Consider the following 23,626-nt stretch of genomic DNA (forward strand, 5'->3'; position numbering starts at 1 on the left):
AATCTGCCAACTCAAGGGACGAACCAGTCTGCCGCTAGCAGCGTCGCCGCCCTCGTTGTGGCGCCATATAGACCCCACTCAACAAAACTGTCAACGCATAATCCGCAAAAATGATAACTTTTCTTTCCACAGGCAAAACAATCCATTTTTACCAAACAGAAACAATTTAAAACATCCCAACTCTATACCAAATCAAAACAGCACTTAATGCAGCCCATCCCTTCGCACATATATAGAGAGAGGGAGATAAGTCGTGTTCTTCCACGTTTGATGGAAGCATGGAAACATCCCAGATTAGAAATCTATGGTCCGGCCTTTGATTTCCCAGTCGCCAAAGCGGGCGGGATCCTTGCCGCCGCGACCGCCAATTTCTCGTGGCAGCTTTTCGGCTTTTTCAGCGGCCCGGCGTTCTTCGGCTTCTTTCAGCGCACGCTGGGCTGCTGGCGGCAAATCGTCAAACTTGGGCGGTTCGGCATTATCGTTGCTGGCGGGTTCGTTGAATGTATCGGTCATCCGTTTGAAATCCGTTATTAGAGCCCATTATTGAAGATCGGGCGTTTGATACCCATCATATAGTTAAACCTGACGGGGAAGCAAAACCCCGATTGTGTAAACTGTTACTGAACCGGAGACCTACACGCATGAATATGACGAAAACTGCCATGCTGATTGCTCTCATGACAGTCATGTTCATGAGCATCGGCTATTTGCTGGGCGGCGGCGGCGGCATGATGATCGCACTGGTGATTGCTGTTGCCATGAACCTGTTTGGCTACTGGAATTCCGACAAGATGGTCCTGCGTATGTATAATGCGCAGGAAGTCGATGCGCGCTCAGCCCCCGACTATTACCGCATGGTCAGCGGCCTTGCAGCCAATGCGGGCCTGCCAATGCCAAAGGTGTATATCATCCATGAAGACCAGCCCAATGCCTTTGCGACGGGCCGAAATCCCGAAAATGCAGCTGTTGCAGCCACAACCGGCCTTCTCAATCGCCTGACACCGGAAGAAGTTGCGGGCGTGATGGCGCATGAGCTGGCGCATGTTCAGAACCGCGATACGCTGACCATGACAATCGTCGCCACGCTCGCGGGTGCAATCTCCATGCTCGGCAATTTTGCATTCTTCCTCGGCGGCAATCGCGAAAACGGCAATGGCATCATTGGCGTAGTCGGTACGATCCTTGCAATGATCGTGGCTCCTTTTGCGGCGATGATCGTGCAGATAGCGGTAAGCCGTACCCGCGAATATGCCGCCGACCGCAGAGGCGCCGAAATCTGCGGCAACCCGCTCTGGCTCTCATCCGCCCTTGGCAAGATCGCCCGTGGCGCTAAGTCAGTTGTTAATGAAGAAGCCGAACATAACCCGGCAACCGCCCATATGTTCATTATCAATCCGCTGAGCGGACGCGGTGCTGACAACCTTTTTTCGACACATCCAGACACGGATAACCGTATTCAGGCGCTGGAACAGATGGCGGCTGAAATGGGGATTCGCTCGACGGCAATGGCGCAGCGCAGCTCCCCCCCTTCCCAAAACAGTGGTCCATGGGGTAATGCAGGCGGAAACAACAGTGGCGGCTCCGGCTATCGGGGTCCTTGGTCATAAAAGCGGGCCCCTAAAAGAACCGCGTCAGATAAAGTAGAACAGCGTGAACGATAAAAAAGCTGCGCCAAAGCGTGGAAATAAAAAGCCGCAATCCCATAAGCATGCCGCAGACCGCGCTGAACAGTTGCGCCCCGGTCTTGCTGCACGTCTGACTGCGGCTCGCCTGCTTGGCGCGGTGATTGAAAAGAACACATCGCTCGACGGTCTGACCGACAACAGCCACGGTCATCCGCAATATCTGGCGCTTGAACCACGCGACCGCGCACTGGTTCGCGCTATTCTGGGCTCCGCGCTGCGCAATCGCGGCAGCATTGAACGTGCCATCAACAAGCGCCTCGACCGGCCTTTGCCGGAAAATGCGCATGCGCTCAAACACCTTCTGCATGTGGCCGTCGCACAGATTTTCTACCTCAACCTTCCGGATCATTCGGCCGTTGATCTGGCCGTTGAAGCGGCCAATGCCGATCCGCGCAATCGCAAATATGCAGGTCTTGTGAACGCACTTCTGCGCCGTCTGTCGCGCAACAAGGAACGCGCTCTCGCCCATACATTGCAGCCGGAAACCAACGTGCCGGAATGGTTTGCAAACAGTATTAAAGACGCTTATGGCGCGGAAAAGGCAGCAGCCATTCTCGCCATGCACGCTTATGAACCACCGATCGATTTCACCGTAAAAGGCGATCCGAAGGAATGGGCGGAAAAGCTCGGCGGCACAGCCCTGCCGAACGGCTCGGTACGCCTTGAGACTGTTGAGGGCAATCTCACCGAACTGCCCGGCTTTGCAGAGGGCGACTGGTGGGTACAGGATGCGGCGGCAAGCTTGCCAGCACGGCTGATGGGCGACATCAAGGGCAAACGCGTTGCCGATCTTTGCGCAGCGCCCGGCGGCAAGACCGCGCAGCTTGTGTTGCAGGGGGCGGATGTGACAGCGCTCGACATGTCGGAAAACCGGCTCAAGCGTCTTCAAGGCAATCTGGAGCGTCTTGGCTGCAAGGCACGCACTGTCGCCACCAACCTGATGGATTACACGCCCGACGAATTGTTTGACGCAGTTCTTCTTGATGCACCCTGCTCATCCACCGGCACGGTGCGCCGCCACCCGGACGTGCCATGGACCAAAACACCGCAGGATATTGCAAAGCTTGCCACGCTTCAGGCAAAGCTGCTCGCCCATGCAGTAAATTTGGTGAAACCCGGCGGCACCATTGTCTTCTCCAATTGCTCGCTGCATCCAATAGAAGGCGAAGAGCTGGCCCGCAAGGCGCTCGAAAATCCAGCACTTGAAGCTTATCCGATCACGCTCGATGATTGTCCGGGTCTTGAAGGTCTGATCACGGGTGAAGGCTTCCTGCGTTCGACCCCTGCCGATTTGGCTGCTGACACGTTTGATGGCAATTCAAATATGGCGGGCATGGATGGCTTTTTCGCTGCCCGCTTCAGACGCAAGGCCTGATCCGTTAGCTAAGGCTGATTAAAGTCGGTGAATTTTCCATAACGGGCGCACTGCACCCGTTATGGTTAACACTCGATTCACCATTATCGACGATTCTAAGAATGCATGATTCCGAAATCGAGAAACCGGCATTTCGATTCATCATGCCATGAAAGGATGGACCTGCCTTATCGGGTCCGATGCGAATGAATTATAATACGGAGAACGAGAGGGTGGCAGTCGCGTTGAGCGAAACCCCGCATCTTTGGGGACTGGCCGTTGCACAGGCTTGGCGCAAGTTCAGCCGCCGTCTGCGCATGGGTCCGCTTTTTCGCTGGCGGTTCAGCGGCTTCACGCCGGACCGCATCCTCATTGCGCCACCGGATCTCCGCGTCGCTGACCCGCAACTGGCGCAAGAATTCTACCACGGTCGTTTTGCTCTGGCTGGTCGCCTCGTCGAAACCGGTGGCATGTCGCCTTTTGCCGTTGAACCACCGACGCCGGAATGGGAAGCGGCCCTTCAGGGCTTTGGCTGGCTGCGCCATCTGAAAAGCGCCAACAGCGAGCTTGCGACCGCCAATGCGCGCGCGCTCGTTGACGATTGGATGCGCCTTTATGGCAAGCGCATCGGTGGTCTTGCCTGGTCACCGGAAGTTACAGCACAGCGCATCATCGCATGGTTGCAACATTCCAACCTCATTCTTTCTGGCGCAGAATTGCCTGCATATCGCAAATTCATGCGCTCGCTTGCCATGCAGGTGCGTTACCTGCGCACTGTCGCTTCCGCTATGGATGACGGCGAAGAACGCCTGCGTGCGCGTATTGCGCTGGCTTTTGCGGCACTCGCTTTGCCGGTTTCGCCGCCGACCGCGCGTGCAGCACGACGCAATCTCGAATATGAGCTGAAGCGCCAGATCCTGCCCGATGGTGGGCATATTTCGCGCAATCCGGTTACGATCCTTGAACTGCTGGCCGATCTTCTGCCACTGCGCCAGACCTATGCCAATGGCACCGAATCACCGCCAAAAGCATTGATCGAAGCTGTCGAGCGCATGCTGCCTGCGCTGCGTTTTTTCCGGCATCAGGATGGCAGTCTCGCGCTGTTCAACGGTGTTGGTCCAACTCTTTCCGAGCGGATTATTTCGGTGCTGCGTCATGACGAAACCGCAGGCGCGCCACTAACCCACGCCCCCTATTCCGGCTATGAACGCCTGTCGATGGGGGCGACAACCATCATCGCCGATACGGGCCTTCCCCCGCCTGTAACGGCGTCGCGCGATGCCCATGCGGGTTGTCTTGCCTTTGAAATGTCCTCAGGCCGCCAGCGCTATATCGTCAATTCCGGTGTTGACCGCTACGGCCCGCCAGAATTTCGTCCGTTGGGACGCTCAACGGCTGCGCATTCAACCGCCACCATCAACGATACATCGTCGTGCCGTTTCAGCCGCAATGCAGGCCTTTCCAACATGATTGGCACGCCGATCATCGCCGGTCCCACACGCGTGCAGCGCGACCGGATCGAAGACACAGGACGGCAAGGTTTTGTTGCAAATCATGATGGTTATGTCCGCCTTTTTGGCATCTTTCATGAGCGTCGCGTCGTGCTGTCGCATCAGGGCAGTGTCATACAAGGTGCGGACCGCTTTTATCGCGGCGATGCCAAGGCGTTGAAAGCCAACGGGCGTGATAATATTGCCGTGCGTTTTCACATCCACCCATCGGTGGACATCTCGCTTGATGAAAATGGCCTGATCAATTTGAGCGCTCCTCATGACGATAGATGGGCGTTCTCCTGTTTCGAAGTGGCCCCGCAGCTTGAAGACAGCATCTTCTTTGCCGGGTTCCGTGGTCCTGTGACATCAAAGCAGATCGTGCTGTCTTTTCCGGCTTCTGATCTGCCGGAAGTAAACTGGCAATTCAGCCGCGTTGCCATTGGAAGCTACGCTTAACCTCAAAAGCTTGACCAGGACGCTTTTAAGGTATGATTCGCGTCTCGTCTGTGCTAACCCGCAAACCGTCCCACCCTTCCTGAACGCAAAACGCTTCAGCAACGAAGAGACCATTTCCTATGGCTGTCAGCTCCAAGCATATTCCCGCTCCCGATCTTCATCGGGTGCGCCGCGCCCTTCTTTCCGTTTCCGACAAGACCGATCTCATCGATTTTGCCAAGGCACTTCATGCCCATGGCGTTGAAATCCTTTCGACCGGCGGCACCGCAAAGTCGATTGCCGCAGAAGGCATTCCTGTAAAAGACGTTTCGGAAGTCACCGGCTTCCCGGAAATCATGGATGGGCGCGTGAAGACGTTGCATCCATCGGTCCACGGCGGGCTGCTTGCTGTACGCAACGATCCTGAACATGTTGCAGCCATGGAAGCCCATGGCATTGGCGGCATTGATCTGGCTGTCATCAATCTCTACCCGTTTGAAGAAGTTCGCTTCAAGGGTGGCGATTATGACACCACGGTTGAAAATATCGACATTGGCGGCCCGGCCATGATCCGCGCTTCGGCAAAGAACCATGCTTATGTCGCAACCGTTGTCGATCCCGCTGACTATGAAGAGGTTGTCTCTGAGCTCGAAAAGAACAAAGGCTCGCTGCCGATTTCCTTCCGCAAAAAGCTTGCAGCCAAGGCGTTCTCGCGCACGGCCGCTTATGATGCAGCCATTTCCAACTGGTTTGCCGAAGCAATCAATGAGGAAACACCGACCTATCGTTCGATCGCAGGCAAGCTGCATTCTGTCATGCGTTATGGTGAAAACCCGCATCAGACGGCTGGCTTCTACCTGACCGGCGAACAGCGTCCGGGCGTTGCCACAGCAACGCAGCTTCAGGGCAAGCAACTTTCCTATAACAACATCAACGACACCGATGCAGCTTTCGAACTCGTAGCCGAGTTTGACCCGGCGCGCACCGCAGCCGTTGCCATCATCAAGCACGCCAATCCTTGCGGCGTTGCAGAAGCTGCCACCATCAAGGAAGCCTATCTCAAGGCCCTCGCCTGCGATCCGGTTTCGGCTTTTGGTGGCATTGTTGCGCTCAACAAGACACTTGATGAAGCCGCCGCTGAAGAAATCGTCAAAATCTTTACCGAAGTCATTATCGCACCGGACGCCACCGAAGGTGCACAGGCCATCGTTGCGGCCAAGAAGAACCTGCGTCTCTTGGTAACGGGCGGCCTGCCTGATCCACGTGCCAAGGGCATTGCAGCGAAAACCGTTGCAGGCGGCCTTCTGGTTCAGTCACGCGACAACGGCGTTGTTGATGATCTTGATCTGAAAGTGGTCACCAAACGTTCGCCAACGGAAGCCGAGCTCAACGATATGAAGTTCGCTTTCCGCGTCGGCAAACATGTGAAGTCGAATGCGATTGTTTACGTCAAGGACGGCGCAACGGTTGGCATCGGCGCAGGTCAGATGAGTCGTGTTGATTCGGCCCGCATCGCTGCCCGCAAGGCAGAAGACGCAGCTGAAGCAGCCGGTCTTGCCGAGCCGCTGACCAAGGGCTGTGTTGTTGCATCCGATGCGTTCTTCCCATTTGCTGATGGCCTGCTTTCGGCTGTTCAGGCAGGTGCAACGGCGGTTATCCAGCCGGGCGGCTCAATGCGTGATGATGAAGTCATTGCCGCAGCTGACGAGCACGGCATTGCAATGGTGATGACCGGTATGCGTCACTTCCGTCACTAGTGTGGCTTTGATCCCGAAATTCGTTCAGATGACTGCATTAGAGTGATACGAATTTCGGGTCCGACATATTAGAATAGTCCCATATCAAGGACAAAGCCGAGGAAGCGATCTTCCTCGGCTTTTTTACTGGCAATAATTTCAATTGCTTTCGTTTGACTTTCATATTAATTCGTTTTTTGTTGATGTCGAAATTTTGTGAAAGTCACGCTTGTTTCAGAATTATTGGGAATGCCTGAAACGCGTGACTGTATTAAGTTGATTTGTCATGCGGTGAGGCATGCGATTTTCGTCTCACAACATGACGCCCACATGGGAGGAGCATAAGCAATGACTCAGTTCATCGGTTCCATCGATCAGGGAACCACCAGTTCACGCTTCATTATTTTTGACCGCCACGGCGACATTATCGCCATGGATCAACGCGAACACGAACAAATTTATCCAAAGGCCGGCTGGGTTGAGCACAATGCCAATGAAATCTGGCGCAACACACAGCATGTCATCGCTGAAACACTGAAAAAGGCCAAGCTCAAGGCTTCCGATATTGCGTCTGTTGGCATCACCAACCAGCGCGAAACCACGTTGCTGTGGGACAGGAAGACCGGCGCGCCACTTTACAACGCCATTGTCTGGATGGACACACGCACCGACCAACTGGTCGATCAGTTTGTAAAGGACGGTGGTGCGGACCGCCTGCGCGATAAAACCGGGCTGCCGATCTCAACCTATTTCTCTGGTCTCAAACTACGCTGGATCCTCGATAATGTACCCGGTGCACGCGAAAAAGCCGAAACGGGTGAGGCCCTGTTCGGCACGATGGACAGCTGGCTTGTCTGGAACCTCACCGGCGGCACACAGGGTGGAATTCACATCACCGATGTGACCAATGCTTCGCGCACCCAGCTCATGGACCTTGCAACGCTGAAATGGGACGAGGAGATTCTGAGCCTTTTCGATATTCCTGCGGCTTGCCTGCCAGAGATTCGCTCCTCCAGTGAAGTCTATGGCGAGATTACCCTACCCGCGCTTGGTGGCGCCAAGCTTGCAGGCATTCTGGGGGATCAGCAGGCAGCTCTTTTCGGTCAGGCTTGCCTTGAACCGGGTGAAGCCAAGAACACCTATGGCACCGGCTGCTTCATGCTCATGAATACCGGCGAAAAGCTGGTTCCATCCACCTATGGCCTGCTGACAACTGTTGCATATCAGCTTGGTGATAAAAAGCCCGTCTATGCACTGGAAGGCTCCATTGCGATCACCGGCGCACTGGTGCAATGGCTGCGCGACAATCTTGGCATCATCAAAAACAGCGGTGATATCGAAACACTGGCACGCACGGTCGAAGATAATGGAGACGTCTATTTCGTCCCCGCCTTCTCAGGTCTTTACGCCCCGCATTGGGAAGATTCCGCGCGTGGTATTATCGCCGGGCTAACCCGCTTCGCAAACAAAGGCCACATCGCGCGTGCGGCACTCGAAGCAAGTGCCTATCAGGTGCGCGAAGTGCTTGAAGCCATGGTCAAGGATTCAGGCGTAGAAATTACAGAACTGCGTGCCGATGGCGGTATGACCGTCAATGAACTGCTGATGCAATTCCAGTCTGACATTCTTGATGTGCCGGTTGTGCGTCCGAAGATCATCGAAACCACAGCGCTTGGTGCGGCCTATGCAGCCGGTCTTGCTGTGGGATACTGGAAATCAACGAATGACATTATTGAGAACTGGCAGGTCGGCCAGCGCTGGCATCCGAAGATGACAACGAAGGAAAGAACCCGCCTGTTCAATTCGTGGGAAAAGGCTGTCCAACGGTCCCTTAACTGGATTGATTAAGGCGCTGTTTCGGCCTGACTAAACAGTCCAGAACTTGAAAATACACAATCAATACAAACGGCCGATGAGCGCATCTGCGCATCGGATGATTTCTTTTAACCTAAATTATTTTCTCGGAGCAGATAATGACTAGCGGTTTTATCGGGGAATTTCTTGGCACGATGATGCTCGTTCTGTTGGGTGATGGTGTGGTAGCCAACGTGCTTCTGGCCAATTCCAAAGGTCAGAATTCCGGTTGGATCGTCATCACCGCGGGCTGGGGCTTTGCCGTCTTGTGTGGTGTGATGGTTGCGGTTGCAGCAGGCAGTGCAGGCCATCTCAATCCGGCTGTGACCCTTGCTTTTTACGCAGCAGGCACATTTCCGGCTGCCGATGTTGCCCCATACATTGCAGCGCAAATGCTCGGCGCCTTTACCGGTGCCGTTCTCGTTTATCTTGCCTATCTGGCTCACTGGCGCCCAACAACCGATAAGGGATTAAAGCTCGGTGTTTTCTGCACAGGCCCGGCGATCCGCAACATTCCGGCCAACTTCATAACAGAAGTGATTGGCACATTTGTTCTGGTCTTTGTGGTCATTGCAATTGGCGCAAAGGCCGTTGGTGCAACTGGCGTTCTTGGACCTCTGATGGTCGGGCTGCTTGTCTGGGCGCTTGGTGTTTCACTGGGTGGACCTACCGGCTATGCAATCAATCCGGCACGCGATCTCGGACCACGTATCGCCCATGCATTGCTGCCTATTCCCGGCAAAGGCGGTTCAGACTGGGCTTATGCCTGGGTGCCCGTGATAGCGCCAATTGTTGGCGGCTTGATTGCGATTGCCTGCGCCAAAGCAGCAGGCATGATGTAGAAAAAAGACTGGCGCAGCAAGAGCACTGCGCCAGTCACCTATATAGCTTCCGCCGGATAAGGCGTTGCCTTCGCAAGCAAAAGACCCGCGGCAAACAAAACAACAAGCACCGACATGCCAAGCGCTGCCGACCCGCTGAGTGCCGTAACAGTCGCAACCAGAAACGGACCGATAAAGCTTGTTGCCCGACCAGCCAAAGCATAAATGCCAAAATAACGGCCTGATTCCTCCGGCTTAATGCTACGCGCGAACCATGATCGCGAAGACGCCTGAACGGGGCCAAAGGCTGCTCCGATCATCAGCCCGTAAATCAGATAAGCGTGTTCGGCAGGCGTGGCGAATAACCCTTTTGCATCCGTTGGTGCAAACATCAGGAAGCCAAACAAAGTGGATTGATGATCTGTCGATACGATTCCAAGCGAAGCAATCAGCAACAGCACAATAGATCCCAGCACCACGACCTTTGAGCCGAATCGCGTATCAAATTTACTGGCCAGCAGACAGCTGAAAATTGCCATCACATTGAGAATCATGCCGAACAAACCGATTTCAGTGATCGACCAGCCAAACAATACGGCCGCATAACCGGCGCCCAGTGCGAGCAAAGCATTGACGCCATCCTGGTAAATCATCCGTGCAATCAGGAAGCGGACAATTCCCGGACGCTTACGAACCTCCCTCAACGTCGCTTTAAGCTCGGACAGGCCTGAACGCAAAGCACGCCCGAGCGGCTCTCCTTTGGCAACGTCCGGTGTGAAGAAAAACATCGGGAGAATGAAAACCAGATACCAAAGCGCCGCAATCGGCCCGGCGATTCGCCCATCCTCCCCTTTAGCCGGATCAAGCCCGAACAGAGGATCAATACCGATGATCGTTTTTCCGGTCTCAGGCGATGCTGCAAGGCAAAACACAATGAAAATCAAAACAATCATGCCGCCCATATAGCCTAGCCCCCAGGCAATATTGGACACCCGGCCAATATCGTTGCGTGGAACCAGTCGAGGCATCATCGAATCATTGAAAACAATGGAAAACTCAGCCGCAATCATGGCCAGCGCAAAGGCCAGCAAAACCCAGTAGATATTGGCGCCTGGCACTGCAAACCAGAGCAGCGACAGACAAACAATCTGAATGATGGCAAAGAAGGCGATCCACGGCTTGCGTGCACCGGTCCTGTCGGAAACAGCACCAAGAAAGGGAGACAGGATTGCAACGGCAAGCCCCGCTGCCGCAAAACCATAGCCCCATGCAATCTGACCAGCCTCCGGACTTTCGGCCATTCGCGAGATGAAATAAGGCCCAAAAATGAAAGTGGTAACGACTGTGAAAAATGGCTGAGCCGCCCAGTCGAAAAATATCCAGCCCCACACACCGCGGCGTGAAGAATAGCCGTCTGCTACCATTGCCTGTTCCGTCATATGTTACGCCTGCCACGCCCGTAAAGCATTGCGAAGGTACACTGCTAATAGACTCACCACAACAAAGCAAAAAAGGCGACCGAAGCCGCCCTTTTTAATTCTATTCGTAGTTTCACAATTATTGCGTCAGATCCGACATAAGCCCCGCAGCAACAGCCAGACGTGACACGGTCAGATCACCGCCTTCTGTCAGCGCAACCATGCGGCTTCTGATCTGGTCGATGCGTGCTGCATCTTCCGCAAACCATGCTGCCGCCGGATCTTTTTCCTTGCCGTGCTTTTTCAGTGCAGCAATCGTAATGCCACGCGCTGCCTGGGTGATCGTATCGCTTGCACGCGACAGTGCCAGACCGTCATAATAATCCGTAACCGGAATTGTGCGCGCGGCTTCTTCGATACGGCCAATGCGGAAGGCTTCCGATACGCCGAAATAGGTCTTGGCGGTTGCAACCAGATCGGCAGAAGCCAGATGTGCGATCAACGCGATGTCCGGCATGATGCCTGCAAGTTGCAGATTGGCCAGACGCTGAGCAAGCTTTTCAGGCGCACCCTTTTCAACAAAGGCTGCCTTGTCTGCCTGCACCGCATCGATCAGGTAATCCGGCATCAGACCATCAAAGCGTGGCTCAAGCGCCGCACGTGCTGTGGTGATGGTGTTCACCAGCTCTGTCAGGTTTGCACGCGTGGTGTCGTTGCGCAGAACCCAGGCGGTCGTTGCAAGCAACATCTCGCCAACCAGGTGATAGAACTGGTTCTGCACATCACCCGTCACCTTGTTATCGAGCGCATCGATCGCGTCATAGATCGCATTGATCTCAAAGCCATCGCGCACCGCCACATAAGCGCGGACAATATCGGCAGGCGACTTGCCCGTCGTATCGGCCAGACGGCTGATGAAGGTGATGCCGCCACGATTGATAATATCGTTCGCCAGCAAAGTAGCGACGATTTCGCGCTTCAGACGGTGATTGGAAATTTCCTCGGCATAGGTTTTCACCATACGCTTCGGGAAATAGCTAAACAGCAACTCTTCGAAGTACGGCTCATCAGGCAGTTTGCTTGCGACCAGATCATCCGACAGTGACAGCTTGGCATAAGCAAGCAGAACTGCAAGTTCCGGACGCGTCAGCGGCTGTCCCGACTTCTGGCGATCATTCAGCACCGCATCCGATGGCAGATACTCGACCTTGCGATCCAGCAGCTTGCGCGCTTCAAGCTCGGCCATGAAGCGAGCCTGATAAGGCAGCTCCGTGAGACCCTGACGTTCGCTCAATGAAAGTGCGAGTGGCTGCAGATAATTGTTGCGCAGCACCAGTTCAGACACGTCATCGGTCATGCTCACCAGCAGCTTGTTGCGTGCCGGACGCTTAAGCTTGCCCGAACGCATGGCAGCAGCCAGCGCAATCTTGATATTGACCTCAACGTCGGAGCAGTTGACGCCTGCCGAGTTGTCGATGGCATCGGTATTGCCGCGACCGCCGTTGAGCGCATATTCAATGCGTCCGCGTTGCGTGACACCAAGATTTGCACCCTCGCCGATCACCTTCGCCCGAACATCCGAACCCGTGATACGAATGGCATCATTGGCTCGATCACCAACCTGCGCATCCGTTTCGTTGCCTGCTCGAATATAGGTGCCGATACCACCGAACCACAGAAGATCGACCTCCGCTTTCAGGATCGCCGTCATGACTTCCTGCGGCGAAGCGGTAGTTTTGCCAAGGCCAATGGCCTTTGCAGCTTCAGCTGACAGCGTGATCGTCTTCTGGCTGCGGCTATAGACACCGCCACCTGACGAAATCTTCGAGCGATCATAATCCTGCCAGCTTGAACGCGGCAGTTCGAACAGACGCTTGCGCTCTGCATAGCCGTCAGCCGGAACCGGGTTCGGATCGATGAAGATGTCACGATGATCAAAGGCTGCAACCAGCCTGATCTGCTCCGACAAAAGCATACCGTTGCCGAATACATCGCCCGACATATCGCCAACACCTGCAACCGTGAACGGTTCGGTCTGGATATCCTTGTTGAACTCACGGAAATGCCGCTTCACGGCTTCCCATGCACCGCGCGCGGTGATGCCCATGCCCTTGTGGTCGTAACCGGCAGAGCCACCCGATGCGAAAGCATCATCGAGCCAGAAGTCATGCGCCTGGCTGATCGCATTGGCCGTATCGGAAAAAGTTGCCGTGCCCTTGTCGGCAGCGACAACGAAATAAGGATCGTCATTGTCGTGACGCACCACGTCCGCAGGCGGCACAACATCATTGTCATGAATATTGTCAGTGACCGACAGAAGCGTGGAGATGAAAACCTTGTAGGCATCACGACCGGCTTCAAACACAGCATTGCGATCGCCACCGACAGGCAAACGCTTCGGATAGAAGCCGCCTTTGGCACCAACCGGCACAATCACCGCATTCTTGACCTGCTGTGCCTTGACGAGGCCCAAAACTTCCGTGCGGTAATCCTGTGCGCGGTCCGACCAGCGCAGACCACCACGCGCAACAGCGCCGAAGCGCAAATGCACACCTTCCACTTCGGGGCCATAGACGAAAATTTCGCGATATGGGCGCGGATCGGGCAGACCTTCGACAAGCCGTGGATTGAGCTTGAACGCAAAGGTCACACGCGGCTTGCCTTCATCATTTGGCTGGAAAGCATTGGTGCGCAAGGTTGCTTCGATCAGATTGCGGAAGCGGCGCAAAATCTGATCATCATCCGCACTCGGCACACCGAGAAGCGCCGTTTCGATAGCATCAACCAGCTTCTTTTCAGCGGCGTCACGACGCTTGGCCGACGGGTTAAAGCGCAGATCGAACAGCGAATAAAGATCGCTGGCAATTTCCGGATAGCGGTTGAGTGCGGCTGCAATGAAACCTTGCGAATAGGCAATACCTGCCTGCTGCAGATAACGGCCATAAGAGCGCAGGATCATGATCTGACGTGCCGTGAGACGTGCAGTCTGCACCAGCGCGTTATAGCCATCATTGTCGGCAAGACCATCCCAGACCGTGCGGAACACATCTTCCAGCATCTCGCCATCATCAGACAGATCAACCGGAGCGCCATAGGCGTTTACGAGCTGCATGTCATGCACGTAAACTGCGGCACCGTCCTCACCCGCTTGCGGAAGGTCAAGGGTCTGCTCGCTGACCACGCGGAACCCCATATTTTCGAGAAGCGGCACACGCTGCGACAGCGCAACCGGCGCGCCATGATGATAAAGCTTGAGCGAAACCGCATCCGGACCATCGGTACGATAGCGATAGAAGTCCACAAAGAGCGGAGCTTCTGCATTAAGGCCTGCGATGCGCTCTGCATCGACAAGCGCTTCAGGAGCGGTGAAGATTTCGCGATAGGATTGCGGGAAGCTCGAAGCCAGAGCAATAGTCTTTGCATCCACGCTGTCCGCGCTTTCACGCACCGCGTCTTCCCAAGTACGAACGATCGAACGCACTTCTTCTTCCAGCGCATCACGATCCACATGCGGCGTGGAACGTTCATGACGGCGGATGACGAACTGAACGCGCGTCAGACCATTTTGCAAAAAGACCGGATGGAACTCAAAACTGTCGCCGCCATAAATCTCGACAAGATAATGGCCGATCTTCTCACGCACGACAGAATCGTAACGGTCACGCGGAATATAGACCAGCACGGTGGCAAAACGGCCAAAACGGTCCAGACGCGGGATCGCACGAACGCGTGGGCGCTCACCAAGTGCCAGAATCAGTTCGGCATTGGCCGTCAGGCTTTCCACATCGATCTGGAACAGCTCATCACGCGGATATTCTTCCAGCACATTGACAAGCGCCTTGCCGGAATGGTCTTCGCGGTTAAAGCCAAGATGCCGGATAACTGCATCTGCCTTTGATCGAATAAATGGAATGCTGGCAACGGAGCTTACATAAGCAACAGAGGTGAACAAACCAACGAGACGAAGCTCACCAATAGCCTCGCCCTTGTCACCAAAGATCTTCACACCGACATAATCAAGATACGATCTGCGATGCACCAGCGACAGCGAATTTGCTTTCGTGACGATCAATGGTTCACTGCTATCAAGGAAGTCGGTGATCTCGCGCGGCGTGGCCTTGTCGTCGTCGTCCTTACGCAGAACGCGGACTTCACTGTCATTGAGAATGCCAAGCGTCTCCTTGACCGGCACGAGCTCACGCTTGTCGCCCTTGCCCTTGAAGGTCAGTTCGCGCATTCCAAGGAAAATAAAACGATCATCACGCAGCCATTCAAGAAACGCGATTGCCTCAGGCATAGCCGGATCAAGGGTCAGTTCCTGAACGCGCTTATAATCGGCGATAGCGTCATCAAGACGCTTGAGCATTGGCTTCCAATCGCTGACAGCAGAACGAACCTGTCCGAGCACACGCTTGATAGCAGCGGTGAGATCAGTCTTGGCCTGCTTGTCAAGGGCTGGAAGATGAATCTGCACAAGGCTGACGCGCTCAACACCCTTGGCAGGTGCAAGCTGCGAAGCTTCGCCTAAAATTGTAAGGCTGTCCTTTTCCCGCTCAATGTCGAGAACCGGGTGAACAACCATGAAAATCTGGCTGACATGATCGTTCAGCTCACCCATAATCGAGTCGAGCAGGAACGGCATGTTGTCGTTGACGATGGTAATAACGCTGACGGCGCGACCTTGGCGTTCGATGCTGTTATCGACGCTGATGATGCTTTTACCCTTGCGGTAGGATTCGAGCGCTTCGTAGCCATACTGGGCAGACTTATCGAGCGCGGCGGCATCATAGGCCGCAAGATCTTCGGGCGGCGCCCATTCAAAGAGAAGCTGCGAAAAGGCATCAAGCGCCTTCGACTTTCCTCCCTTCTTCTCCTCCTTGCCTGCCTTGGAACCCTTAATTTTGCTCGACCGATCCTGCTTTGCAGTCACGTCGGATACTCCTGTCATGATGGCAATGCGCGCCAAACTAGCAGATTGAACATGCGTTTCGATGACAAATCGCTGAAAACAACCAAAAAAATCAGTGAACGCCAGAAAATTCGTATCTAATCCATTTAATTTGGAACAAAGCTTCGAAAACGCTTTAAGAAATTTCGAAATATGCCGCCCAGCTTTTCCATGGATGGACATGCCAGGTTTACGTAAACGTCATAAAAGCGCAATTCTGCCACAAATGAGCGGCGAATCCGAATCTGTCAGACAGACTTAAAGTTCGATCAAGTGATCATCCAACTCGTTGATCGTGTGCTCGCCCGCAGGAAAATGTTTTTCCAGCAACACCCCCGCCTGCCCAATCGCCAGTACAAAACCGTCTGCAACTTCCAAACGCGAAGCATGATGTATCAGTGTTGCAACGATGCCATTCCACTCTTCCTGCTCAACACGCGCATCAATACCGGCATCAGCAATCACTTCCGCATAATGTTCGGCCATGGAAACGAACAGCAAAATGCCGGTCCGGTGTTCCGTGATATGGACATTGCGCGCCAGAAATTGCTGTAACGCGTTCAAATGTGCGCGCTTATAGCGAATACGGCGCGGCACCAGTAAAATACGGATTGAGGGCACCAGCCAAAGCAAAAACATAGCCGTTGCAAAGGCCGCAAGCACCGCGAGGCCGAACATGGGAAGGCTGATGTCAAACCAGTACCAATGCGCAAGGAACGCCGCGACCACCGAAGCGATCAGAATGCCACAGGTCGCAACAAAACCGGCCGCGAAGAAATAATCATCACTGGTGCGGGCGAGAACTGCGTAGATTTCACCACTTGTATTGGTTTCAGCAGCACGGATCGCCTCGGCAATACGCTTGTGATCCTGATCACTGATAAGGTTTTTAGCGCGCACAAAATTCTCCCTTACCAGCTACCCGAAGCGCCACCGCCCCCGGACGATCCGCCACCGCCGGAAAACCCGCCGCCACCACTGCCACCTGATGACCAGCCGCCACCGCCGCCAGAAAAGCCACCGCCGCCGGAACCGCCACGGGAATTAAAATCCACCACCATACCAAGCCAGCGATATTTTCCGGGGCCAATCTTGCGTCCAAAAATCGGTGTCAAGATCGCCATGCCGAAGCCGCCAAAGAAGATCAATACCCAGAATGTGATGAAAATAACGAACACCCAATCGACATCACCGGAGCCCGAACTCGTCTGAGCATTCCGTTTGGCGCGCGCTTCAAGCTCGGCAGCATCGCCAGACAAAACCGACAGAATGCCATCCACCCCCTGCACGATGCCTTCTGAGTAATTACCGCTGCGGAATTCTGGGATGATTGTACCATTGATGATAACGCTCGAAAGCGCATCCGTCATCGTGCCTTCAAGCCCGTAACCAACCTCAATACGCACCTTGCGATCATTGGGGGCAACGACCAGCAGAATACCGTTATTTTCCTGTTTCTGCCCCAGCGCCCAGGCGCGGAACAAGCGATTGGAATAGCTCTCAATATCCTCGCCATTCAGGCTCGGGACAGTCACCACAACCACCTGATCGGAGGACTTTGCTTCAAAGTCTGCAAGCTTCTGCGTGAGTTGCTGCAACTGAGCGGGATCGATAATCCCCGCTGCATCCACCACGCGCCCCGTCAATGCCTGTGCCGGCTTTGTCGCATCCTGCGCATTCGCGCCAACGGCCACAAAACTCGCAAACAGGAAAAGCAGAACAGCCGCAAGCAACCGTGGCCCATTCAGGCCACGTAAGGCCGCCGCGCGAAAGGGAAGCAAAGCTGCCACGAGATGCCCGATCAGTTGTTAAAGTTGACCTGAGGTGCGCTCTGGCTTGCAGCATCCGCGCTGAATGTCTGCATTGGCTTAGCATCACGATACCATATCCATGTCCAGATCATCGTCGGCATGGTGCGGATCGACGTATTATAAACGCGCACAGCCTCAATATAATCGCGGCGTGCCACAGCAATACGGTTTTCCGTACCCTCAAGCTGGGATTGAAGCGCCAGGAAGTTCTGATTGGCCTTAAGGTCCGGATAACGCTCCACGACGACCATCAGACGCGAAAGCGCACTGGTAAGGTTGGCCTGATTATCCTGAAATTGCTTGAACAATTCTGGATTGTTAAGTGTCTCCGGCGTGATCTGCACTTGCGTCGCCTTGGCACGTGCATCGATTACCGCCTGAAGCGTGTCCTTTTCATGCGCGGCATAGCCCTTCACCGTCTCAACCAGATTAGGCACCAGATCAGCCCGGCGCTGGTACTGGTTCTGCACTTCACTCCATGCAGCTTTCGCCTTTTCATCATTGGTTGGAATGGTGTTGAAACCACAGGCCGACAGCAGCGGCACAAGAGCGGCTAGCCCAAGGACAATAAACAAACGACGGAAAGACAAAGAACGGATAGCCATCACAGCCGACATGGTGTTCTCCTGAACAGGGCGCACAAACAGTGCCTGAAGACTTATTTTATATCGCATATGCAGCAGGTCGCAAATACAAACACTATATCAACAGGATAGAGAAAAATCGCTTTTCGTCCAGTTGTTTAATCCAATGCAAGAAGACAAACAAAAAAGCGACGGATTGCTCCGCCGCTTTTTATGTTCGCAAATAGCGAAAAATTATTCGCTTGCAGCTTCTTCAGCAGGAGCAGCAGCGGCGGCTGCAGCTTCAGCAGCTTTTGCAGCAGCTTCTTCTTCAGCCTGCTTGGCAAGAGCGAGACGTTCCTGAGCCTTCTTGCCTGGCAGACCCTTGGTCAGGTTGCTGCGTGCTTCACGCTTTGCAAGACCGGCCTGGTCGAGGAAGCGAAGAACGCGATCGGTTGGCTGTGCGCCCTGTGCAATCCAATGCTGGATACGGTCAGCGTCGAGCTTTACGCGTTCAGCGTCTTTTGCAAGCATTGGGTTCCATGCACCAACGGCTTCGATGAAGCGGCCATCACGCGGGCTGCGAGCATCCGCAACAACAACGTGGTAGTAAGGACGCTTCTTGGAGCCAGCGCGGGCGAGACGGATCTTAAGAGCCATTTTTTCTTTCCTTTAGACAATAATTCTGCCCTTGATGGGCGATAGGTTAAACCGTTTTAGGGTATTTAGTTTCCGCTGTGATTGGCAGCGGCATGCTCATGGTGCCGAATGACTTCCTTCACGATGAAGTTCAGGAATTTTTCGGCAAAATCTGGATCGAGATGGGCATCAACTGCGAGGCCACGAAGGCGCTCGACCTGACGCTTCTCACGGGCCGGGTCAGCAGCAGCGAGGCCGCGCTCGGCTTTCAGGACACCCACAGCCTTGGTGCAGCGAAAGCGCTCCGCAAGCATGTGGATGAGCGCCGCATCGATATTATCGATGGATGCGCGTAATGCGAGAAGTTCAGCAGGTACAGTGTTCTGTTCGTCAGCCATCTTACTCACTTCTTCTTCGGCAAACCGGGCAGACCACCGCCAAGCCCCGGAAGCTTAGGTCCACCCAAACCAGGCAAACCGCCACCAGGAAGCCCCGGTAAACCGCCGCCCTTGGTAAGACCGGCTGCTTCTGCCTGCTTGGCCAGCGCTTCAAGCTGCTTTGGGTCCATCTTGGAGAGATCAGGCATGCCGCCGCCCAGACCACCAAGGCCCATCTTGTTGGCAAGGCCGCCCATCATCTGCTTCATCATTCCGCCCTTGCCCTTACCCATAACTTTCATCATGTCGGCCATCTGGCGGTGCATCTTGAGAAGCTTGTTGATGTCGGCAGCACTGGTTCCGGAACCTTTGGCAATGCGCTGCTTGCGGCTGTGCTTGAGAAGGTCGGGATTGGCGCGCTCAGCCTTGGTCATCGAGCCGATAATGGCGAGCTGACGATCAAAGACCTTGTCGTCAAGACCGGCTGCCGCAGCCTTGTCCTTCATTCCGCCCATGCCGGGCATCATGCCCATAATGCTGCCCATACCACCGAGCTTTTTCATCTGGCCCAGCTGATCGGCAAGATCGTTGAGATCGAACTTGCCCGACTGCATCTTCTTGGCCATCGCAGCGGCTTTTTCCGCGTCGATGTTTTCAGCAGCTTTTTCAACGAGTGAAACGATGTCGCCCATGCCAAGAATACGGTCGGCAATACGCTTGGGATAGAACTCCTCAAGCGCATCCATCTTTTCACCGGTGGCGATCAGCTTGATCGGCTTGCCGGTGATGGCGCGCATCGAAAGGGCTGCACCGCCACGGCCATCGCCATCCATACGGGTGAGAACGATACCGGTAATGCCGACGCGTTCATCGAAGTTGCGCGCGAGATTAACGGCGTCCTGGCCGGTGAGGCTGTCTGCCACAAGCAAAATTTCATGCGGATTGGCGGCTTTGCGGATATCCGCCATTTCCACCATCAGCGGCTCGTCGATATGCGTGCGACCAGCGGTATCGAGAATAACCACATCATGACCGCCGAGCTTTGCAGCCTGAACGGCGCGCTTAGCGATTTCGACCGGCGAATGGCCAGCGATGATTGGCAATGTATCGACAGAGGTCTGGATACCAAGCTGACGAAGCTGTTCCTGTGCTGCCGGACGACGCGTATCAAGCGACGCCATCAACACCTTTTTGCGTTGACGCTCTGTCAGACGCTTGGAGAGCTTACCCGTGGTGGTCGTCTTACCCGAACCCTGAAGGCCGACCATCATAATGACGACAGGTGCCGGTGCATTCAGATCAACCGTGACACCTTCTGTGCCCAGCATTTCGATAAGCTCGTCATGAACGATCTTAACGACCATCTGGCCGGGCTTGATACTTTTGAGAATTTCAGCACCAACCGCCTTCTCACGAACGCGATCGGTGAATGAACGAACCACTTCCAGCGAAACGTCGGCTTCAATCAGCGCACGCCGCACTTCGCGCAGCGCAGCCGTCACGTCGCTTTCAGAAAGAGCGCCGCGTCCAGTCAGGCCGTTCAAAATGGAGCCAAGACGCTCCTGAAGTGATTCAAACATTGTGTTTCCTTGTCCTTTGATCCAGGCAGTTCAAGAACCGACCAAAGCGATACAGCACCCGAGGGCGCATCGCGCTGTCGGATGTGGACCTCCGGGATCTCTTTATACCAAATGGGTCCCGGTCGGTGGCTCGCGTTCTGAAGATCGCGGATAGATTGGGTGAGGCTTTAGGGGCTTCAGCCCGTAATGTCAAGCAAAAGGCGGAAAACGGCAATGTGTAACCAACAAATTGCACATCAAAGCAAGTGATTTGGTTCCAATTTACCAAAATTTGAAGAATACGTGAAAAAAGGACTATAAGCGCGCCGCCGTGCCATAAGCCTTACGCGTCATTGCGGCATGACATTCGGTGTAAAGAATGGCAAATTCGCGCCGAGGTAGAATCAACTCCAAAGGAGAAACGAATGGCATTGTTTGCCAAGGGCCGGATTTGGACGGCAGCAGCAGTTTTTGCAGTGGGTATGATGGCTGGAACCAGCATCGTTGAAGCAGCCCAGTGCGGCAACAATGGTGCCGGCTACAATGCCTGGCTTCAGCAGACGATCAAGGAAGCGCAGTCACGCGGCCTTGGCAAGCGTTCGCTTGATGCTCTGGCCAAGACGAAATATGCGCAGGCAACCATCAATGCCGATCGCAATCAGAAGAGCTTCAAGCTTTCTTTTGATCAGTTTATGCAGAAGCGCGGTGCAAACACCATCATCCAGCGCGGCAGATCGATCAAAAAGCAGAATGCAGCTCTCTTCGCAGCCATTGAAAAGCGTTATGGCGTTCCTGCTGGCCCGTTGATCGCGATCTGGGGCATGGAAACCGGGTTCGGCGCCTATCTCGGCAAGCAGCACACGCTTTCCGCAGTTGCAACGCTTGCTTATGATTGCCGCCGCAGCGACTACTTCACCAACCAGCTTTATGCAGCACTCAAGCTCATCGACAATCAGGATCTTGATCCGAATGCGGTCGGTGCCATGCATGGCGAAATCGGCCAGACCCAGTTCCTGCCGGTCAACGTGCTGAAATACGGCGTAGACGGTGATGGCAGCGGTCATATCGACATGGCGCGCTCGAAAGCTGACGCCCTTTATTCGACCGCCAACTTCCTCGTCGGTCATGGCTGGAAGCGCGGTGCCGGTTATCAGCCGGGCGAACCAAACTATGGTGCAATTCAAGGCTGGAATGCTGCACAGGTCTACCAGCGTGCCATTGCTGAAATGGGTAAGGCAATCGATAAATAATCATATCTATGGTGAAACAACGCGCTGTTTGCCATAGTCTGAATAGAGAAAAGCCCCGATTTTCGGGGCTTTTTTTATGCTGCCGTTTCCGGTGCCTTTTCGAGCGAAACTTCTGGTCTTTTGAAGTCACCGGACTGCTGATCCATTACCCACAGCTCGCCGGTCGAAATATCGAACCATACGCCATAAAGGGTGAGCTTGCCCTTCTTCTCAAGAATATCGACACATGGAAATGTGCGCAGATTATTGAGCGAATAGCGGATCGAAATACGCTCAAGCGCTGTCTGACGCTCGCTCTGCGTCATCAGATCATTGCCATTGACCGTTTCCGCCGCAGGCGCAATCAAGCTCATCCATTTTCCGATAAAATCACTCGGTGAAAGTGGTGCGCTTTGCGTATCAAGGGCCGCCTTGATGCCGCCGCATCGGCCATGCCCCATGACAACGATGTTCTTCACCTTGAGGCTCTGTACTGCAAATTCGAGTGCAGCAGACGCCGCATGAAATTCACCATCCGGCTCGTAAGGCGGAATAAGATTGGCAACATTCCGAAGAACGAAAATTTCGCCCGGTGCCGTATTGAAAATTGTTTCTGGAGCGGCACGGGAATCGCAGCAGGCAATGACAAGGGTCTGTGGTGCCTGACCTTTTTCAGCGAGTTCTTTATAACGTGCCGTTTCAGACGCGAAATGCTCGCTCATAAAGGTCTGGTAACCGGCGAGGAGTGAATCTGGAATATCAGCCATGGCTTTCCATTATCCCTATCGAAAACACAGAGCAATCAAAATTTGAACCGTTCTATGCACGCAATCCCTTGGTCGGATGGACGAGCCGCCTCATCTGTACCATTGCCATAGGCGTTGCGAGACTGGAAGCATCCGCTTCAAGCATCAATTCATCAGCGCCGCGTTTTGCTGAACGGGCCATGATCTCAAACACCGCCGCCGTTGTGCTTTGCAGTGTTTTTTCTTCTGAAAAGCCCGCAAGCCTGCGCGCGAGAAACACCGCTGATGTCAGATCGCCCAGACCATTGGTCGGCCCATCGACGCATCGATGCTCCGCCATCAGCGCAAGGGTTGGTGTGAGCAGAATATTGCCGATACTGCCACTCATCAATGGAAAAGCCGATGTCACCAGCATGGTTGCTGGCCCCGTATCAAGGGCCGCTTCCATCAATGCTTTGTTGTCTTCAAGTTCAACACCCGTCAGCCATGACAACTCGAAGCGATTGGGCGTTGCAATATCGGCAAGGGGTATCAAGTGATCGCGAATACCGACGGCTGTCGCTTCCGGAACATACAGCCCTTTCTGATCGCCAATGACCGGATCGCAAAGATAAAGCGCGTTGGGATTGCGCTCTTTGACCTTTTTTACCAGCCCCGCCACGGCTGCCGCCTGTTCGGGATGGCCAAGATAACCGGTGAGGATCGCGCCCACTTCACCAAGCCACGGCGCGCGTTCAAGATCCTGCATCAGTGTTGCAAACTCTTGGGCAGGCGGCACGATACGCCCGGCAGGACCATGGCCGGGATGCCACGGCAACACGACTGTGGGCACCGCCCAGACGGGAAATCCGAGCGTTTCCAAAGCGAAAACGGCAGCGCGGTTTCCAACAGAACCGCGCACGACATGGCTTGAGATGACAAGAACGGTTGTCGCGTCCGAAGGCGCAGAAAGCGTCAT

General features: G+C 54.5%; 18 protein-coding genes. 7 read left to right on the plus strand and 11 right to left on the minus strand.

What is annotated here, in order from left to right; all coding sequences use genetic code 11:
- Nucleotides 1–294 precede the first annotated feature (294 nt).
- Entirely contained in the window at nt 295–513 is a 219-nt protein-coding gene (locus ABE527_RS19430) for a DUF1674 domain-containing protein (protein WP_499698011.1), read from the minus strand.
- Nucleotides 514–641: 128 nt separating this feature from the next.
- Here ABE527_RS19430 and htpX point away from each other — a divergent pair, with 128 nt between their 5' ends.
- The 6 genes from htpX (at nt 642) to ABE527_RS19460 (ending at nt 9,399) form a co-directional block, all read left to right on the plus strand.
- A complete protein-coding gene (gene htpX / locus ABE527_RS19435) occupies nt 642–1,607 on the plus strand; it encodes a zinc metalloprotease HtpX (protein WP_499698012.1) in 966 nt (321 codons plus the stop codon).
- Nucleotides 1,608–1,650: 43 nt separating this feature from the next.
- Entirely contained in the window at nt 1,651–3,060 is a 1,410-nt protein-coding gene (locus ABE527_RS19440) for an RsmB/NOP family class I SAM-dependent RNA methyltransferase (protein ID WP_499698013.1), read from the plus strand.
- Between the two features lie 185 nt (nt 3,061–3,245).
- Nucleotides 3,246–4,988, plus strand: a complete 1,743-nt coding sequence (locus ABE527_RS19445) for a heparinase II/III family protein (RefSeq protein WP_499698014.1) — start codon at nt 3,246–3,248, stop codon at nt 4,986–4,988.
- Nucleotides 4,989–5,107: 119 nt separating this feature from the next.
- On the plus strand, nt 5,108–6,724 hold the full coding sequence (gene purH, locus ABE527_RS19450; protein WP_499698015.1) for a bifunctional phosphoribosylaminoimidazolecarboxamide formyltransferase/IMP cyclohydrolase: 1,617 nt from the start codon (nt 5,108–5,110) through the stop codon (nt 6,722–6,724).
- Nucleotides 6,725–7,051: 327 nt separating this feature from the next.
- Nucleotides 7,052–8,551: a glycerol kinase GlpK gene (glpK, locus tag ABE527_RS19455; protein WP_499695318.1), complete on the plus strand. Its 1,500-nt coding sequence runs from the start codon at nt 7,052–7,054 to the stop codon at nt 8,549–8,551.
- 125 nt (nt 8,552–8,676) lie between these two features.
- Complete coding sequence (locus ABE527_RS19460) at nt 8,677–9,399, plus strand: MIP/aquaporin family protein (RefSeq protein ID WP_499698016.1); 723 nt, start codon at nt 8,677–8,679, stop codon at nt 9,397–9,399.
- A 38-nt stretch (nt 9,400–9,437) separates the two neighbouring features.
- Here the strand turns inward: ABE527_RS19460 and ABE527_RS19465 are convergent, their stop codons facing one another.
- From ABE527_RS19465 to ffh, 8 genes are all read right to left on the minus strand, one after another.
- Entirely contained in the window at nt 9,438–10,817 is a 1,380-nt protein-coding gene (locus ABE527_RS19465; protein WP_265985196.1) for an MFS transporter, read from the minus strand.
- Between the two features lie 118 nt (nt 10,818–10,935).
- Nucleotides 10,936–15,726: an NAD-glutamate dehydrogenase gene (locus ABE527_RS19470; protein WP_499698024.1), complete on the minus strand. Its 4,791-nt coding sequence runs from the start codon at nt 15,724–15,726 to the stop codon at nt 10,936–10,938.
- Between the two features lie 276 nt (nt 15,727–16,002).
- Complete coding sequence (locus ABE527_RS19475; RefSeq protein WP_499695321.1) at nt 16,003–16,644, minus strand: TPM domain-containing protein; 642 nt, start codon at nt 16,642–16,644, stop codon at nt 16,003–16,005.
- An 11-nt stretch (nt 16,645–16,655) separates the two neighbouring features.
- Nucleotides 16,656–17,462 (minus strand): TPM domain-containing protein, encoded by an 807-nt coding sequence (locus ABE527_RS19480; protein WP_265985226.1) that lies wholly within the window; start codon nt 17,460–17,462, stop codon nt 16,656–16,658.
- An 83-nt stretch (nt 17,463–17,545) separates the two neighbouring features.
- Nucleotides 17,546–18,172: a LemA family protein gene (locus tag ABE527_RS19485; protein WP_499695322.1), complete on the minus strand. Its 627-nt coding sequence runs from the start codon at nt 18,170–18,172 to the stop codon at nt 17,546–17,548.
- A 201-nt stretch (nt 18,173–18,373) separates the two neighbouring features.
- On the minus strand, nt 18,374–18,778 hold the full coding sequence (gene rpsP / locus ABE527_RS19490; protein WP_265985193.1) for a 30S ribosomal protein S16: 405 nt from the start codon (nt 18,776–18,778) through the stop codon (nt 18,374–18,376).
- 65 nt (nt 18,779–18,843) lie between these two features.
- Nucleotides 18,844–19,155, minus strand: coding sequence for a chorismate mutase (locus tag ABE527_RS19495; protein WP_007876888.1), 312 nt, complete (start codon nt 19,153–19,155; stop codon nt 18,844–18,846).
- 5 nt (nt 19,156–19,160) lie between these two features.
- Nucleotides 19,161–20,714 (minus strand): signal recognition particle protein, encoded by a 1,554-nt coding sequence (gene ffh, locus ABE527_RS19500; RefSeq protein WP_499698017.1) that lies wholly within the window; start codon nt 20,712–20,714, stop codon nt 19,161–19,163.
- Between the two features lie 404 nt (nt 20,715–21,118).
- Here ffh and ABE527_RS19505 point away from each other — a divergent pair, with 404 nt between their 5' ends.
- Entirely contained in the window at nt 21,119–21,943 is an 825-nt protein-coding gene (locus ABE527_RS19505; protein ID WP_265985191.1) for a lytic murein transglycosylase, read from the plus strand.
- A 74-nt stretch (nt 21,944–22,017) separates the two neighbouring features.
- Here the strand turns inward: ABE527_RS19505 and ABE527_RS19510 are convergent, their stop codons facing one another.
- Both ABE527_RS19510 and pdxY read right to left on the minus strand, forming a co-directional pair.
- The gene (locus tag ABE527_RS19510; protein ID WP_265985190.1) at nt 22,018–22,689 is read right to left on the minus strand and encodes a carbonic anhydrase; all 672 of its coding nucleotides are present in this window, start codon (nt 22,687–22,689) and stop codon (nt 22,018–22,020) included.
- 52 nt (nt 22,690–22,741) lie between these two features.
- On the minus strand, nt 22,742–23,626 hold the full coding sequence (gene pdxY, locus ABE527_RS19515; protein WP_499695325.1) for a pyridoxal kinase PdxY: 885 nt from the start codon (nt 23,624–23,626) through the stop codon (nt 22,742–22,744).

The sequence above is a fragment of the Brucella sp. TWI432 genome, from assembly GCF_039674445.1.
Lineage (GTDB): Bacteria > Pseudomonadota > Alphaproteobacteria > Rhizobiales > Rhizobiaceae > Brucella > Brucella chromiisoli.

Excerpts from the sequence above, each read along its gene's own strand:
- ABE527_RS19430 (WP_499698011.1), bottom strand. The coding sequence starts at position 513 with ATGACCGATACATTCAACGAACCCGCCAGCAACGATAATGCCGAACCG.
- htpX (WP_499698012.1), top strand. The coding sequence starts at position 642 with ATGAATATGACGAAAACTGCCATGCTGATTGCTCTCATGACAGTCATG.
- ABE527_RS19445 (WP_499698014.1), top strand. The coding sequence starts at position 3,246 with ATGAATTATAATACGGAGAACGAGAGGGTGGCAGTCGCGTTGAGCGAA.
- purH (WP_499698015.1), top strand. The coding sequence starts at position 5,108 with ATGGCTGTCAGCTCCAAGCATATTCCCGCTCCCGATCTTCATCGGGTG.
- glpK (WP_499695318.1), top strand. The coding sequence starts at position 7,052 with ATGACTCAGTTCATCGGTTCCATCGATCAGGGAACCACCAGTTCACGC.
- ABE527_RS19460 (WP_499698016.1), top strand. The coding sequence starts at position 8,677 with ATGACTAGCGGTTTTATCGGGGAATTTCTTGGCACGATGATGCTCGTT.
- ABE527_RS19465 (WP_265985196.1), bottom strand. The coding sequence starts at position 10,817 with ATGACGGAACAGGCAATGGTAGCAGACGGCTATTCTTCACGCCGCGGT.
- ABE527_RS19485 (WP_499695322.1), bottom strand. The coding sequence starts at position 18,172 with ATGTCGGCTGTGATGGCTATCCGTTCTTTGTCTTTCCGTCGTTTGTTT.
- rpsP (WP_265985193.1), bottom strand. The coding sequence starts at position 18,778 with ATGGCTCTTAAGATCCGTCTCGCCCGCGCTGGCTCCAAGAAGCGTCCT.
- ABE527_RS19495 (WP_007876888.1), bottom strand. The coding sequence starts at position 19,155 with ATGGCTGACGAACAGAACACTGTACCTGCTGAACTTCTCGCATTACGC.
- ffh (WP_499698017.1), bottom strand. The coding sequence starts at position 20,714 with ATGTTTGAATCACTTCAGGAGCGTCTTGGCTCCATTTTGAACGGCCTG.
- ABE527_RS19505 (WP_265985191.1), top strand. The coding sequence starts at position 21,119 with ATGGCATTGTTTGCCAAGGGCCGGATTTGGACGGCAGCAGCAGTTTTT.
- ABE527_RS19510 (WP_265985190.1), bottom strand. The coding sequence starts at position 22,689 with ATGGCTGATATTCCAGATTCACTCCTCGCCGGTTACCAGACCTTTATG.
- pdxY (WP_499695325.1), bottom strand. The coding sequence starts at position 23,626 with ATGACGCTTTCTGCGCCTTCGGACGCGACAACCGTTCTTGTCATCTCA.